Below are 13,763 nucleotides of genomic sequence, written 5' to 3'. Positions count from 1 at the left end.
GGACCTGTTGTGTTCAGCAGGAACGCACGAGGAGCAGCTTGACGAAGGCGATCGTCTGATAAGCGACCGCGAGCGTCCACGCGCTCGTCGTGCGAGGACCCTCGACCGATGCGACACTCGCCGGCGCGGGAAGGCACATCGAGGCGATCACCCTCACGCGAGCCACGTGTGGCGTCGACGTCAGGAGCGCGATCGAGCTCCAGCGGTACTCCCGGGTCAGCTCCTTGACCTCCGCGATCTCGCCGCGCGTAGTGAAGGGGGACGGCGTGAAGCACAGGACGCGCTTACCGTTCCGCGCCGCGCATTCGGGGCGCGCGAAGGAGCCGTCTCCATCTCGTGTCGTCGAGAGGACGAGCACCGCACCCGGATGCTCTGACAGCAGCGCGAGCGCACCGTCCATCCGGCGGTCCGTCACCGGCCCGAGGACGACGATGGCGTTCACATCGCCGACATCGTCGAGCGCCGGATGCACGAAGAGCGGCACGGCAGTCGCAGCAATCAGTGCGAGCCCCGCGGTGGTGCTGATGGTCGAGACGAGCCAGCCTCGCCACAGCGTGCGGAACAAGCCGAAAGTAGGACGTCTGCGCAACCACGCTCCCGTGGATGCACCGATCAGACCACCGAGGACCGAACCGGCGAGGAGGGACGACATCCCCAGGAGAACCCCGCCAGGAGATGATCGAGCAGTTACTGCCTCGGCTGCTCCGGCGCTCAGCAGGAAGAAGACGAGCAAGGGGGCAGTACGCATCGGTCGGGCACCCGCGGCGCAGAGTGTCCCTGTCGCTGCTGCAGACGAGGAGGCGAGCGTCAGCGCGGCGATCGTGGCTCCGCCTACCGCCTTCGCTATTCCACTCGGATCATGTGCCTCGACTATGCGGAGGAACTGCAGCGCCGAGCTCGAGCCGAGAGGGTCGAACAGGACGAAGATGAGGAGGAGTGTGGCCACTGATGCGCCGCAGATGATCAGAAGACGCGTCCGATGAATCGCTGCCTCGCGATCTTCCGCGCGCTCGGTCACCCGGCCGCGTACTTCGCCTCGGTCGCCGCCTTCTGCGGACGCCACCACGCTTCGTTCTCCCGATACCACTTCACGGTCGCCGCGAGCCCCGACTCGAAGTCGGTGTACCGCGGCTGCCAGCCGAGCTCGGTGCGCAGGCGCGTCGAGTCGATCGCGTAGCGCAGGTCGTGGCCGGGGCGGTCGGTAACGTGGTCGAAAGCGTTCTCGGCGAGGCCGAACTCGTCGAGGATCAGCTTGACCACCTCGAGATTGTTCTTCTCGCCGTCGGCGCCGATGAGATAGGTCTCGCCGATCTCGCCGCGCTCGATGATCGCCCAGACGCCGCTGTTGTGGTCGTCGACGTGGATCCAATCGCGCACGTTCTCGCCGGCGCCGTAGAGCTTCGGGCGGATGCCGTCGATCACGTTGGTGATCTGGCGGGGGATGAACTTCTCGACGTGCTGGTACGGCCCGTAGTTGTTGGAGCAGTTCGAGATCGTCGCCTTGACGCCGAAGGAGCGGACCCACGCGCGCACGAGCAGGTCGCTGCCGGCCTTGGTCGAGGAGTAGGGGCTCGAGGGGTTGTAGGGCGTCTGCTCGGTGAACTTCGCCGGGTCGTCGAGCTCCAGGTCGCCGTAGACCTCGTCGGTCGAGATGTGGTGGTAGCGGATGTCGTGCTTCCGCACTGCCTGCAGCAGCGTGTACGTGCCGATGATGTTCGTCTCGAGGAACGGGCTCGGGTCGTTCAGCGAGTTGTCGTTGTGCGACTCGGCGGCGAAGTGCACGACCAGGTCCGAGTCGGCGACGAGCCGGTCGACGAGCTCCGCGTCGATGATGTCGCCCTCGACGAGGGTGATGCGGTCGGCGACCGGAGCGAGGGAGTCGCGGTTGCCCGCGTAGGTGAGCTTGTCGAGCACCGTGATCTGGACGTCCGGACGCTCACTCAGGGTGAGGTGGACGAAGTTGCTGCCGATGAAGCCGGCGCCGCCGGTGACGAGGATTCGCACGAGTACTCCTGCACGTTGTGGAGAAAGAAAGGAGGGGGAGGGGGAGGCGGATTCGCTCGGGATCGACGCTAGCGCAGGTACGGCCCGCAGCGAGGTGTCACTCCCCGAAGGGCGCCGACTCGCGTTCAGGAAGCCGTTTCAGAGGGGTCCTGCAGCCGGTCGTGACGAGCAGGATCCGCTCACAAGCGAGTCATCGGCGGAGCGGCGGGGCGACGACCGGGGGGATCGAGGCCGCCTGGGCGGCGTCCGGAGGAGCGCGCCGGGTTGCAGCAAGGCAGCTGCAGCACTCGACCGGAACCATCCGAGCAGGTGCCGAAAAGGTGCGTCGGGCTCGACTTCGGCTGGGCGTGGCCTCCAGCGAGAAACCGGCAGGTTGAGCGCGCTGACAGTGCTTTTCTTTAGGTGCGTCTCGATTTGTTCTCGAACGGACGCCGCCGCGGGAAGCGGCGCTCGAGGAGCGCACCGTAGACATCGAGGTACTCGCGGGTCATCCGTGAGACGTCGAAATGATCGAGGTCGAGAACTGCGCGAGCGGCGTACTCCTCTCGGACCTCCTCGTCGTCGAGGAGCAGCGCGAGCTCGGCGGCCAACCGGTCGACGTCGCCCGAGGGGAAGATCCGAGCGGCGGCGCCGAAGCCTGCGACCTCGGGCAGGCCGTCGGCGGAGCTCACGACGCAGGCGAGTCCCGCTTCGCGCTCCTCGATGACGACGAGCCCGAACGGCTCGCGCCGAGAGGCGGCGACGGCGATCGATGCGCCGAGCATGTAGGCGCGAGGATCGGGAACCGAGCCCGCCAGGTGGATGCGGTCTTCCCACTCCTGGCCGCGCGCAGGAGCGAGTACGTCGGGTTCGTCGAGGTTGCCGACGAAGTAGAGGTGCGCGTCTGGTCGGGTGCAGGCCACTCGCCCGAACGCCTCGACCACGAGATCCGATCCCTTGCGGCGTGTGATCGATCCGACCGCGATGACGGCGGTCCCCTCGAGCGGTGCAGGGGCGACCGCTCCCTCCCGGCGGGGGGATCCGAGCGGCGCGTTCTGAATGGTCGTGGTGCGACCCCAGCAGAGCAGCCGACGTCCGAAGTCCCGCTCGTTCGCTCGGCTCACGCATACGACGACGTGGGAGAGCCCCATCACGCCCACCCCGCGCTGGAACTCGTTGTGCACGGTGGCGACGCGGGGCGTCAGCGGGGCTGCGAGCGCAGCGAGGAGGGCGGGAGTGAGGGTGTGCGAGTGGACGACGTCCGCTCGGAACGCCCGCAGGAGCGTGCGCAACCGCAGCATCAGGAGGGGGAGGGCACGAGGAGACCGGCGCCGGAAGTCCAGTACGGAGGTCTCCACCCCGTACGCCTCGACGAGCGGGGTGAAGTCACCGCCCGCAGAGGCGATGTGGACCGTGTGCCCCTGCTGCGCCTGTCGGATCGCGAGATCGACGACGACGTTGTTGATGCCGTTCGCCGAGTTCGTCAGCGTGTCGTTGAGGTGGAGGATTCGCATGCCACGCCTTCCGAGGGGATCTGCACCCTGTCCGTCGCGAAGAATCGCACGCACGACGCGTTTCCCGATGCTCGTGAGCCGATTCGGCACCTTTTGTCGTCCTCGGCGTCGCGGGGCGGGACGGACCTCCGCGCCCGGTCGTTCCGTCGGCAGCTCCTGCTGCTTCTTTCCGCGTCGCGATTCACGCCAGGAATTCGACTGCGGGACGCTCGGCCCTAGCGTCCCCTCGTCTGCGCTCTCCGCCTGAGCGCAGTCAGGAGGAGGCGTTGGCCGCGTGGATGCTGTGACCGTCTGCATGACCGCCCGGAACGCGGAAGCGACCATCGGGGGATCGATCCGGAGCCTGCTCCGTGCGCTCGGATCGAGCGGGAGGATCCTCGTCCGCGACGACGGGAGCTCGGACCGGACGGGTGACATCGTCCGACGAGCGGGCGATCCTCGCGTGCGGCTCCTCGACGACAGCTCCCCGCTGGGCATCCCGGGCTCCCGCAACGCCCTGCTCGACGAGGTGCGGACCCCGGTCCTCGCCGTTCTCGATGCGGACGATCGCGCGTTCCCCTGGAGGTTCCGACGTCAGCTGGGCCTCCTCGCGACCGGCGTGGATGCGGTCTTCTCTCCTGTCGTGGTGCGCAAGCCGCCCCTCCCGATCCTGCGGCCGCAGCTCTTCCCCGCGCTCTCGACGGCCGCGGTGCCCCTCGCTCTTCTCCTCGAGAACCCCTTCATGCATCCGACGATGACCGCGCGGACGGACGTGGTCAGGGGCCTCGGAGGGTACCGGGCGGTCGCGGCGGAGGACTTCGACCTCTACCTCCGGGCGTGCACCGCCGGGCACCGTCTGATCCGCGACGCGGTCCCCACAGTGCTCTACCTCCGCCATTCGGGGCAGATCACGGTCGACCCGACCTGGAACCGCTCGAAGAGCGACACTTCGCTCGTCGAGGAGGCGTTCGGCCGGCTCGGCGCGCAGACGCTCAGGTTCGTCCCGTCCTGGTTCGCCTGGCGTCGCGCCGGCTTTCCGAGGGGAGGGGCCCCCGAGCACGTCACCGAGCAGCTCGACGCTGTCGAGGCCTCCGTCCGCGTCCTGCGGCCGCTCGAGCGGCGGTACCTCGGCTCCAGGCTCGCCCGGATCCGCTCGGCGGTCGCGGCGTGACCGCGACGACGGCGAGGCCGGCCCTGACGATCCTCCTGGTCGTGCCCGGCTCGTGGCACGCGCCGGAACTCGAGCGTGCGTGGAGCGAGCAGGGCCACCGGGTGGTCGTCGTGACGTCGGAGCCGGAGGCCTTCCCGGGAGCGGACGTCCGGCCGGTCCACGTCGGGATCGCAGGGCGAACGTCGTCCCACGGTGCCTTCCAGACGGCGCGGCTCGCTCTCTTCAGTCGCCTCGCGGCCCGCGTCGTCGCCGGTGCGGACGCCGACGTCCTCGTCGTCTGGGCCGGAGCGGCTCACGAGCTCGGACCACGCACCCGGCTCCCGAGAGCGACCGTCCTCGTCAGGAGCGGCCCCCATGTGCGCACGCAGGCCCGGCTGCTGGTCGACTCGCCTCCCGGCTCCTGGCGCCCCTCTGCGTCCGCCGTCCGGCGGGGGCAGCAGGAGTACGCCCGTTTCCCGGTGACGGTTCCGACCCGGGCGATCGCGGCCGACCCCGCCTGGGGCTCGGTCCCGGTCGTCGTGAGCGGCTACGGGTTCCCTCCTGTGTCCGTCGACCTCCCCGAACGTCCGGACGGACCCCTCCGGCTCGTGACGCTGGGCGAGCCGGAGTGGCGGACGGGGATCGATCGGGTCGACCGTCTGGCGAGGCTGGAGGACGTCGACTACATCACTCTCGTCGCGGAGAGGAGACGATCGCTCGACTCCCTCGACGCGAAGCTGCGGTCGGTGGGACGGCAGAGTCCCAGCGGCGTGGCCGACATCTTCCGCCGCTCGCACGCGATGGTCCTCCTCAGCAGGGAGGAGGGGCAGCAGCGCGCCGGGATGGAGGCGATGGCCGCCGGCCTGCCGATCATCGTGACGCGCGAGACCGGACTGGGGGCCTTCTGCGAAGACGGCGCCGGTGTCGTCGTGGAGGCGGACGCGACAGCGGACGACTACTCGGCCGCGCTCGCGAGGGTGGCGGCCGAGTGGAGTCTGCTGTCCCGGCGTGCGCAGGAGATCGCCGCGGAGCGCACGTGGGCTGACCACGCCGACGAGGTCCTCACCGCAGCCCTGGAGATCGTCCATGCGTGACGACCGACCCGGCAACCATGTTCTGCCGCAGCGCGTAGCGCTCCGGCTCGCCGCAGTCCTCGCACTGCATCTGACGGCATCGGCCGGAGTCAGGGGGCTCATCGTGAAAGGCGAGGCGCTCGCGTGGCAGGGCATCCGCGCGCCGCGCAGCTCGGCCGACGTCGATCTCTGGGTCGACCCGAGGCGATTCGAGGCCGCGCTCGCCGCTCTCCGCGCAGCAGGGTGGGCTCGTCGTCCCGAAGCTCTGAGCTGGACGCTCTTCATCGACCACTCGGTGACTCTCGTTCACCCCTGGTGGCCCTGCGACATCGACGTGCACCGATCCTTCCCCGGTGCGCTGTCCGCGGAGAGCACCGTCTTCGAGTCCATCTGGGCGTCCCGAGTCCTCATGCCGTACGAGGAGTCGGCGGTTCCGGTTCCCGACCGGGCCCATCACGTCGTCGTCCATGCGCTCCACCACCTGCGCAGCGGCCGCTCGGCGGACTCGCGCGCCGCCGTCGAGCGGCTCGCGGTCCTCGTGGGCGGCTGGTCCGCGGCGGATCGAGAGGCGGTGCGGGACGCCTCCGTCGAGCTCGGCGCCCAGGGCCCCCTGGCGGTGCTGCTCGAGGAATGGGGAGTGCCGGCGGACGCCGACCCCGCGCATCGGACAGGTCAGTCCCTCTGGGAGGTGCGCCGTCGGTCGGACCGCCACACCTTCAACTGGCTGCATGCGATCGCGATCGCTCCGTGGCGGTTGAAGGGCCTGCTGATCGCACGCGCGGTCTTCCCTACTCGCGCTGACCTGGAAGCCAGCCACCCTGCCCTCGTCGAGCGCCCCCGATCGATCGTCCGTCTGCGCATCAGAGCCGAGCGCTCCCTCCGAGGCCTCCGGCGCCTGCCCTCCGCGGTCGCCGATCTGCGCGAGGTCGCCCGGCTCGGACGGGCCGACGAGCGGAGCGGAGACCGAACCGTGATCCCGCCCGCGGAGCACCTCGGCGAGACAGCCGTCGCAGCCCCGGCGGCAGCCGTCGACGACCCGCGGTCGCCTCGGTCGAACGACGGTCAGGCGCCGTCGGCGGGTTTCGTCGTGGAATCCGATGGTGACGACGTCTACGTGCTCGATCTCGGCCGTCCCGACGAGGCTCCGGTCGTCCTCTCCAGCAGCGGCTACGAGATCTGGCGCCGAGCCCTCGTGCACGGGGAGTCGAGCGCTGCCATCGTCCGCGACCTCTCGGGCGTCTTCGGAATCGACCCGCACCTCATCGAGGAGGACGTCGAGAACTTCGTGGCCGATCTGGCCCGGTACTTCCCGACGGCCGCGCCTCGGTCGACAGGAGGAGGACGGTGACGCCCCGCGGCGGCCGACCGTTGCGCATCCTCCACGTCCTCGACACGTTCGAGAACGGCGGAGCGCAGCGCGTCGCGCTCTCTCTGGGACTGTGGAGCAGCAAGCACGACTGCCGACCCGGATTCTGGGGAGCGGACGGCCCGCTCGCCGCCGGTCTGACAGCCCCGACCTTCGTCGTGCCGCAGCACCGCTCCTCGTTCGTCAGGGAACTCCTCTCCCTCGATGCAGCAGTCCGAGCCTTCTCGCCGGATCTTCTGCACGCGCACCAGCGGCGGCAGGCGCTCCTCGCCCACCTCGTCGGCACGGTCAGGCGCGTTCCGGTCGTCGAGCACGCGCACACCGACCTTCCGACGCGGGACCACCGATTCCTCTCGTATCGCTCCCGCCGCGTCTTCGCTGTCTCCGATTCGATCCGCACCATGGTGGTGACCGACTTCCACCGTCCGGCATCACGAGTCGTCGCCACGGGGAATGCTCCTGCCCACCTGTCGACCGAGAGCTCGGCGGCTGCCGACTTCGCTGCCGAGCCGCTGCGCATCCTCGGGATCGGGCGGCTGACGGAGCAGAAGGACCCCGAACGGTTCATCAGTGCTGTCGAGCACCTGGCCGCCCGTCGACGCGTCGTCGGGCGGTGGGTGGGCGACGGTCCGCTCGAGGAGCGCCTCAGGGAACGCGTGCGGGCGGCCGGCATCGTCGAACTCGCGGGAGCGAGCGCGGACATCGTCGGCGAGCTCGACCGCGCGCACCTCCTCCTGTCGACGTCGAAGTGGGAGGGGACCCCACTCGTGCTCCTCGAGGCCATGGCTCGTGGACGTCCGGTCGTCGCGACAGCGGTCGGCGGAGTGCCCGCCCTCCTCGGGGACGGGCGTGGAGTGACGTTCTCGCCGGACGCATCGGGTTCCGAGATCGGCGATCTGCTCGACGAGGTCCTCGCCGATCCGGAAGCCCTCCTGGATTCCGCCGCCCGAGCCGAGCGCTGGGTCGAGGACAGTGCATCCCAGGACGTCGTCTTCGCTCCGATCCTCACCGCGTACCGGCTGATCGGACGGCGACGATGACAGCGCTCGGAGGCGTCACCGTCATCGCTCCGTGCCACAACGCCCAGCAGAGCCTGCCCTCCTTCCTCGTCCGACTCGGCGAGACGCTCGGGATCGGCGACCGGGTCGTGCTCGTGGACGACGGATCGACGGACGGCACCCACCGTCTGCTGGGGGAGTGGGTCGACGGTCGGAGCGGAGCGACGCTCATCCGCCTCGAGTCCAACGGAGGCGTCGCGGCTGCTCGGAACCGGGCTCTCCTCGAGAGCACGACCGATTTCGTCTGGTTCGTCGACGTCGACGACGAGTGGGAACCGCGCATCCTGCGGACCCTGCGCGAGGAGGCCTTGCGGGCGTCGGCGGACATCGTCGTCTGCCGTGCGCTCTACAGGATCGGAGCGGACCGGTCGGGACGGGTGATCGACGGTCTCGCGCGCCGAGAGCTCGTCTCGTCCGAGACCGCACTCGAGCGGATGGCGCTCGGGAGGATGCACGGCTTCCTCTGGAACAAGCTGTTCCGCCGGAGCATCCTCCACGAGCAGCAGTTCCCGCTGCTGTCGTCGCAGTCCGACTTCGTGGGTGTCCTGCGGGCCGTGCAGGAGGCGCAGCGGGTCCTCTTCATCCCCGAGGTCCTCTACTCCTACCTCTACACCGCCTCGTCCATCACCCGCCGCCGGAACCCGGACCTCGGGAATCTGCTCACGTGCGCTCACGAGATGGATGCCGCGCTCGAGAGGGTCTTCGACGAGGTGCCGACTCGGCTGAGCGACTGGTTCACGACCTGGTTCTACGCGATCCCCGTCGCGCTGACTCCCATCCGCCAGAACTCCGATGCGGAGCTCGTCCGCCGTGGCGTCGCCCTCGGCTCAGCGGCGTTGCAGGACGTCCATCTCCTCCGCTCCGCCCGTCGGCCCAGACTCCTGCTCCTCGCGCTCGTGCTCAAGCACGCACCCGTGCTCTTCGCCGCGCTCAGTCGAGCGCTCTTCCGCATCCACGACACCGCTCGCCGCGTGGCGAGCCGGAGCGGCGGTGACGGATGATCCGCCCGGCCGTCGCGCCCGCCGCTCCCGTGAGTACTCGCGATCGCAGAGGAACGCACCGATGACCTCCTACATCACCGGCCGTCTCGAGTGGATGCCCGCCAGCATCACGTCACTCGATCAGGCCGCCGACGCCGTCCTCGAGCTGGCGAGGGGCGGCCGGGACGAGCTCGTCGTCACGCCCAACACCGATCACTTCGTGCGGTGGAAGCACTCGGAGGCGTTCCGGCGGCACTACGGACGCGCGGCGCTGGTGGTCCTCGACGGCGCTCCTCTCGTGTGGCTCGCGCGAGGCTACGGCCACTCCGATGCCACCCGCGTCACCGGTATCGACCTGTTCACGGAGGTCTGCCGACGAGCTGCCGTCGAGGGCCTGGCCCTCGCGATCATCGGCGGGAGGGAGGGAGTAGCGGCGCGAGCCGCGGATGCTCTGCGTCAGCGGTTCCCCGGGATCGTCATCAGGTTGGCGGAGGGCCCGAGCAGCAGCGACCTCGACGATCCGGCCTATCTGGCAGCCCTCGCAGCCCGCCTCCGCGCAGAGGGCGTCCAGATCCTCGCACTCTGCCTCGGCTCACCGAAGCAGGAGGAGGTCCAGGCGGCACTTCTGCGCGCAGGCGGGAGCGGGGCCGTCTCCCTCGGGGTCGGAGCCGCTGTCGATTTCCTCGCGGGCACGGCGGTCCGTGCGCCGATGATCCTGCAGAAGCTCGGTCTGGAATGGCTGCACCGGCTGGTATCCGAGCCTCGGCGGCTCGGCCGGCGCTATGCGACGGACGCGATCCTCATCGCTCCGAGCCTGATCGCTCTGGCGCGCTTCCGGATCGTCCGTCGGCACCACCGCAGTCCCTCCTCCCCGGGCGACAGGACGTGAGCACCGCGTCGGCCCGTCGCCGTCGGCCGGTCGGCCGTGCGACAGCGCGTCGGGTGCTGGGCTTCGTCCTGCTGCCGCTGCTCAACGCTGTCGCCCCGCTCCTCGTGCTGCCGATCGTGACGGGCCGCTTCGGACAGGAGACGTTCGCGGCGCTCGTGGTTGCTCAATCGCTGGGCTCGGCCGGGGCGGTGCTGGTCGAGCTCGGCTGGGGCGTCAACGGAGCCCAGCGCGTCTCCCGGCAGAAGCCGCGGAACCGGGCCCGCACGGTCGCGCTCTCGACGCTGACCAAAGCGCTCGTCCTCCTGCCGACATCCCTCCTCCTCGTCGTCGCGGCCGTCGCGCTGGTCGAGCCGGGGCACAGGGTCGAAGCCGCCCTGATCGCGGTCTCCGGTGCGTTCGGGAGCCTCAACACCGTCTGGGTCTTCATCGGGATGGGCCGTCCGTCGCTGGTCCTCCTCGTGGAGTCCCTCCCACGCCTCTCGCTCCTGCTCGCTTCGGCGGTCGGCATGGCGCTCGGCGGGCCGTTCTGGCTGTACGTCGCCGCCTCCGTGCTTCCCGCCGTCTGCTGCCCACTGCTCGGCATGAGGGTCGTCGGCACACGGTGGAGGGACCTGCGCTCCTTCGGCTGGAGGCACGTGCTCCGCGCGACACGAGCTCAGTTCAGCGCGCTCAGCGCGCGAGCGCTGAGCGCGGTCTACATCGCCTTGCCGGTCGCCCTCGTCAGCGCCGTCGCACCCGCCGGCACCGTCGCGGTCTTCGGAGCGCTGGAAAGGTCGCAGCGCATGCTCCTGACCGGTCTGCAGGCCTTCCCCAACGCGATGCAGGGCTGGGTCGGCGGTGGTGCCACCCGCGACATCCGGGTGTCGCGGTCTCTTCGGGCGATCGCGATCAATGCCGGCATCGGTGCGGTCGCGGGTCTGCTCTTCGCGCTCGCGGGCCCGGCTCTCGCCGAGATGCTGTTCTCCGGGGTCGTCGAGTTGACCCACCGCGAGACGACCGTCGGCGGAGCGCTGATCCTCCTCGTCAGCGTGTCGCGAGCAACCGGGGGCCTCGCACTCGTCGCGGTGCGGCGGGTCTCGGGGATCACCTGGAGCGCGCTGGCGGGCGCCGCGCTCGGACTACCTCTCGTGCCGCTCCTCGCGGCCTCGCACGGGGCTCTCGGCGCTGTCCTCGGGGAGGCGTCGGCCGAAGCCGCCGTCCTCCTCGTACAGGTGGTCGTCCTGCGACGGCGACTCGTGCGGATGCGCGCGGAGCAGAGCCGTGTCCCCGGAGACGAACACCCGACCCCTGAGGAGAAACAGTGAAGCCGCTCTCGATACTGCAGTACCGCGTCGACGACCGTTCCTACCCGCGCAACTCGCGGATCAGGTCCTCCCTGCGCTCCGCGGGCCACCGCGTCGCAGTGCACGATCGCTCGCGGGCGACCTCGCTCGTCCGCCGAGCACTCGTCGACCTGCGATCGCTGATCATCGATTCGAGGGGCGCCGACGTCATCGTCGTTTCCGAGTTCTCCCTGCCCTTCGTCCCGTTCGCCTGGGCGGTCGCGAAGGCGCGTCGCGCGGTCCTGGTCGTCGACTGCTTCGTCTTCAGATACGAGACGACGGTGCTGGACTGGGGTGCGCGCTCGCCGAGGTCCCTGCGCGCGTGGATCTACCGGCTCATCGACTGGTGGTCGGTCGCCCTGGCGGACGTCGTCCTGGTCGACACGCGGGTCCGTGCAGCCAGGATCCGGAGCGGTGGCCGACGTCGGCAGGTGGCGCTGTCGCTGCCCGTCGGAGCTCCCGGTTGGGTCTCCGCGAGCCCTCACTCCGAGGGGTCACCGCTCCGAGTGCTCTTCTACGGCTCGTACCTGCCCCTCCACGGGGTCCCCACGATCGTCCGAGCTCTGATCGAGCTTCGAGACGAGGACGTGCGGTTCACCTTCGTCGGGACGGCCCAGCACGACGGGGGCGTCCAGGACATGCGGCGGCTCGCGGACGAGGGCGGAGCGGCGCACCTGTGCCGTTTCCTCGACGCCGTCCCTGTGATGGAGCTCGACCGGCTGCTCGCCGAGCACGACGTGGTGCTCGGCGTCTTCGGGGGATCGGAGAAGGCCGGTTCCGTGATCGCGAACAAGGTCTGGCAGGGCCTCGCCGCCGGGCGCGTCGTGGTGACTCGGGAGAGTCCGGCTCTCGATGAGATCCGCGACCTCGTCGGGGATCAACTGAGGACCGTGCCGCCCGAGGATCCGCTCCGCCTCGCCTCCCAGCTCCGCCGACTGCTCGCGGAGGAGCCGTCGGACTACACGGGTGCGAGCGCGTCGCTCGAGCAGTACGTGACGAGCGAGTTCGAGTGCTTCCTCGGTGAACTCGAGCGACGAGCCCGACGATGAGCGCCGACACCCTCCTCGCTGTCCTGGTCGCGGCCGTCGTCTGGCTGATCCTCGCGCTCCTGATCCCGCGCGCCGTCGCCCGACCGATCGTCCTGGGTGCGGCGCTCGCCGTCTTCTTCGTGTTCTCGAACGACAACCAGTCCGGCGCGATGCTGTCCTACGCTCTCGCCTTCCTCAGCGCGTCCTCGATGATCTCCCTCGTCCGGGTCCCCGCCCTGCCGGGCAGGCGATCACGCGCCTACCTCCTGGCGGCGTCGTGGTGGTCGGTGGTGCTCGTCGGCTCGGTGCTCATCGCCGAGACCTATCCGCTGGTGAGGATCGCGAGCTACGGCCTCGCCTGCGTTCTCGTGGCTGTCGTCGTCGGTTCGTTCTCGTCCGACGAGGTCGCTCTGCTGCTCCGGATCGTCCTCGTGCTCGTCCTCGTCGAAGTAGCGCTGGGCTCCTACTGGGCGGTGAACTCGATCGAGCCGGTGTGGGGGTACCGCAACGACGATCCGCGACCGAACCCCCTCTTCGACGGGGCCTTCCCGCGCGGGCAGGGCACTCTCGGCCACCCCATCTTCTTCGCGGTCGCCTGCGCGGTCGGGCTGCTCGTCGTGGTGACCGATGCCGTGCGGCTCGGACCCGCGGCGCGGATCGCGTCAGGAGTCGTTCTCGTGACGGGGCTGGCGATGTCCGGAACGCGGAGTGTGATCGCGGCCGTCCTGATCTCGTGCGGGTTCTGGCTGATCGCCGAGTCGAAGCGCAGCGGTCTGGTCAGGAACGCCGCCGTACTCCTCACGGCAGTCGGAGCCGCCCTCACATTCTCCTCCTATCTCGGGTCGATCGTCGCAGCGACGATCGACTCCGGTTCGTACGAGCAGCGCGCCTCGTCCTGGGGATCACTGCCGACGGTCCTCGGGCGCTCCGACGTCGAAGTGCTGTTCGGCTCCGGCGTCGGATCGGAGATCAGTCTCTACACATCCGGGATCCTGTACTCGCCCTACAACTTCCAGGTCGTCGACAACTGGATCGTCTACCTGCTCGCCACTCAGGGGGTCGTCGGGCTCGGCTTCTTCGCGGCACTGTGCGCGGTGCTGCTCGCGACGGGGGATTCGACGCGGCGATCGCTCCTCATCCTCTTCCTGGTGCTGACGTTCTCGTTCGACCTCCTTCTCGCGCCGTTCCCCGGCGTCCTGTTCTTCCTGGTAGCAGCGCTCCCGCAGCGGACGTCTGCTGTCCAGCAGCTCAGGAGCCCGGCACCGATCGTGGTGCGACGTCGGCGCGAGTCGGCGGCTCGACGGCTGCCGGAGCGGGTCGGCACTGCCTCCCCCCGCGGTCGGCACGGCTCGAGCACCTCCTGGATCGCGCCTCGATGACCTCGCCGTCGCCACGAGGAGAGCGTGACGAGCGCCGACTCG

General features: G+C 69.8%; 12 protein-coding genes. 9 read left to right on the top strand and 3 right to left on the bottom strand.

Annotated features, from left to right (window positions below):
* Positions 1 to 13: 13 nt before the first annotated feature.
* The 3 genes from IOC53_RS19400 to IOC53_RS03335 all read right to left on the bottom strand — a co-directional run bounded on the left by IOC53_RS19400 (position 14) and on the right by IOC53_RS03335 (position 3,497).
* A complete protein-coding gene (locus IOC53_RS19400) occupies positions 14 to 1,018 on the bottom strand; it encodes a YdcF family protein (RefSeq protein ID WP_207402974.1) in 1,005 nt (334 codons plus the stop codon).
* Positions 1,015 to 2,004 carry a dTDP-glucose 4,6-dehydratase gene (gene rfbB / locus IOC53_RS03340; RefSeq protein ID WP_207402973.1) on the bottom strand — a complete coding sequence of 330 codons (990 nt, stop codon included), beginning with the start codon at positions 2,002 to 2,004 and terminating at the stop codon, positions 1,015 to 1,017. Before rfbB ends, IOC53_RS19400 begins: the two co-directional genes overlap by 4 nt.
* Positions 2,005 to 2,402: 398 nt before the next feature.
* Positions 2,403 to 3,497 carry a glycosyltransferase family 4 protein gene (locus IOC53_RS03335; RefSeq protein ID WP_207402972.1) on the bottom strand — a complete coding sequence of 365 codons (1,095 nt, stop codon included), beginning with the start codon at positions 3,495 to 3,497 and terminating at the stop codon, positions 2,403 to 2,405.
* A 274-nt stretch (positions 3,498 to 3,771) separates the two neighbouring features.
* Between IOC53_RS03335 and IOC53_RS03330 the strand changes: the two genes are divergently transcribed.
* From IOC53_RS03330 to IOC53_RS03290, 9 genes are all read left to right on the top strand, one after another.
* Positions 3,772 to 4,647, top strand: a complete 876-nt coding sequence (locus tag IOC53_RS03330; RefSeq protein ID WP_207402971.1) for a glycosyltransferase — start codon at positions 3,772 to 3,774, stop codon at positions 4,645 to 4,647.
* Complete coding sequence (locus tag IOC53_RS19395; RefSeq protein WP_207402970.1) at positions 4,644 to 5,720, top strand: glycosyltransferase family 4 protein; 1,077 nt, start codon at positions 4,644 to 4,646, stop codon at positions 5,718 to 5,720. Before IOC53_RS03330 ends, IOC53_RS19395 begins: the two co-directional genes overlap by 4 nt.
* Positions 5,713 to 7,047, top strand: coding sequence for a PqqD family protein (locus IOC53_RS03320; protein WP_207402969.1), 1,335 nt, complete (start codon positions 5,713 to 5,715; stop codon positions 7,045 to 7,047). Before IOC53_RS19395 ends, IOC53_RS03320 begins: the two co-directional genes overlap by 8 nt.
* A complete protein-coding gene (locus IOC53_RS03315) occupies positions 7,044 to 8,105 on the top strand; it encodes a glycosyltransferase (RefSeq protein ID WP_207402968.1) in 1,062 nt (353 codons plus the stop codon). The genes IOC53_RS03320 and IOC53_RS03315 overlap by 4 nt, the downstream gene beginning before the upstream one ends.
* Positions 8,102 to 9,124, top strand: a complete 1,023-nt coding sequence (locus tag IOC53_RS03310) for a glycosyltransferase family 2 protein (protein ID WP_207402967.1) — start codon at positions 8,102 to 8,104, stop codon at positions 9,122 to 9,124. Before IOC53_RS03315 ends, IOC53_RS03310 begins: the two co-directional genes overlap by 4 nt.
* A gap of 61 nt (positions 9,125 to 9,185) precedes the next feature.
* Positions 9,186 to 9,992 (top strand): WecB/TagA/CpsF family glycosyltransferase, encoded by an 807-nt coding sequence (locus IOC53_RS03305; protein ID WP_207402966.1) that lies wholly within the window; start codon positions 9,186 to 9,188, stop codon positions 9,990 to 9,992.
* Between the two features lie 53 nt (positions 9,993 to 10,045).
* Entirely contained in the window at positions 10,046 to 11,296 is a 1,251-nt protein-coding gene (locus IOC53_RS03300) for an oligosaccharide flippase family protein (RefSeq protein WP_207402965.1), read from the top strand.
* Positions 11,293 to 12,363, top strand: a complete 1,071-nt coding sequence (locus tag IOC53_RS19390) for a glycosyltransferase (RefSeq protein ID WP_207402964.1) — start codon at positions 11,293 to 11,295, stop codon at positions 12,361 to 12,363. Before IOC53_RS03300 ends, IOC53_RS19390 begins: the two co-directional genes overlap by 4 nt.
* The gene (locus IOC53_RS03290; RefSeq protein ID WP_207402963.1) at positions 12,360 to 13,721 is read left to right on the top strand and encodes a hypothetical protein; all 1,362 of its coding nucleotides are present in this window, start codon (positions 12,360 to 12,362) and stop codon (positions 13,719 to 13,721) included. Before IOC53_RS19390 ends, IOC53_RS03290 begins: the two co-directional genes overlap by 4 nt.
* The last annotated feature ends 42 nt before the right edge of the window (positions 13,722 to 13,763 follow it).

It is taken from the genome of Rathayibacter sp. SD072 (genome assembly GCF_017355185.1).
GTDB lineage: Bacteria > Actinomycetota > Actinomycetes > Actinomycetales > Microbacteriaceae > Rathayibacter.
This window is presented reverse-complemented; position numbering and strand designations above follow the sequence as displayed.

Coding starts and splice junctions, on each gene's coding strand:
- IOC53_RS03335 (WP_207402972.1), bottom strand. CDS start 3,497: ATGCGAATCCTCCACCTCAACGACACGCTGACGAACTCGGCGAACGGC.
- IOC53_RS03320 (WP_207402969.1), top strand. CDS start 5,713: ATGCGTGACGACCGACCCGGCAACCATGTTCTGCCGCAGCGCGTAGCG.
- IOC53_RS03310 (WP_207402967.1), top strand. CDS start 8,102: ATGACAGCGCTCGGAGGCGTCACCGTCATCGCTCCGTGCCACAACGCC.
- IOC53_RS03305 (WP_207402966.1), top strand. CDS start 9,186: ATGACCTCCTACATCACCGGCCGTCTCGAGTGGATGCCCGCCAGCATC.
- IOC53_RS03290 (WP_207402963.1), top strand. CDS start 12,360: ATGAGCGCCGACACCCTCCTCGCTGTCCTGGTCGCGGCCGTCGTCTGG.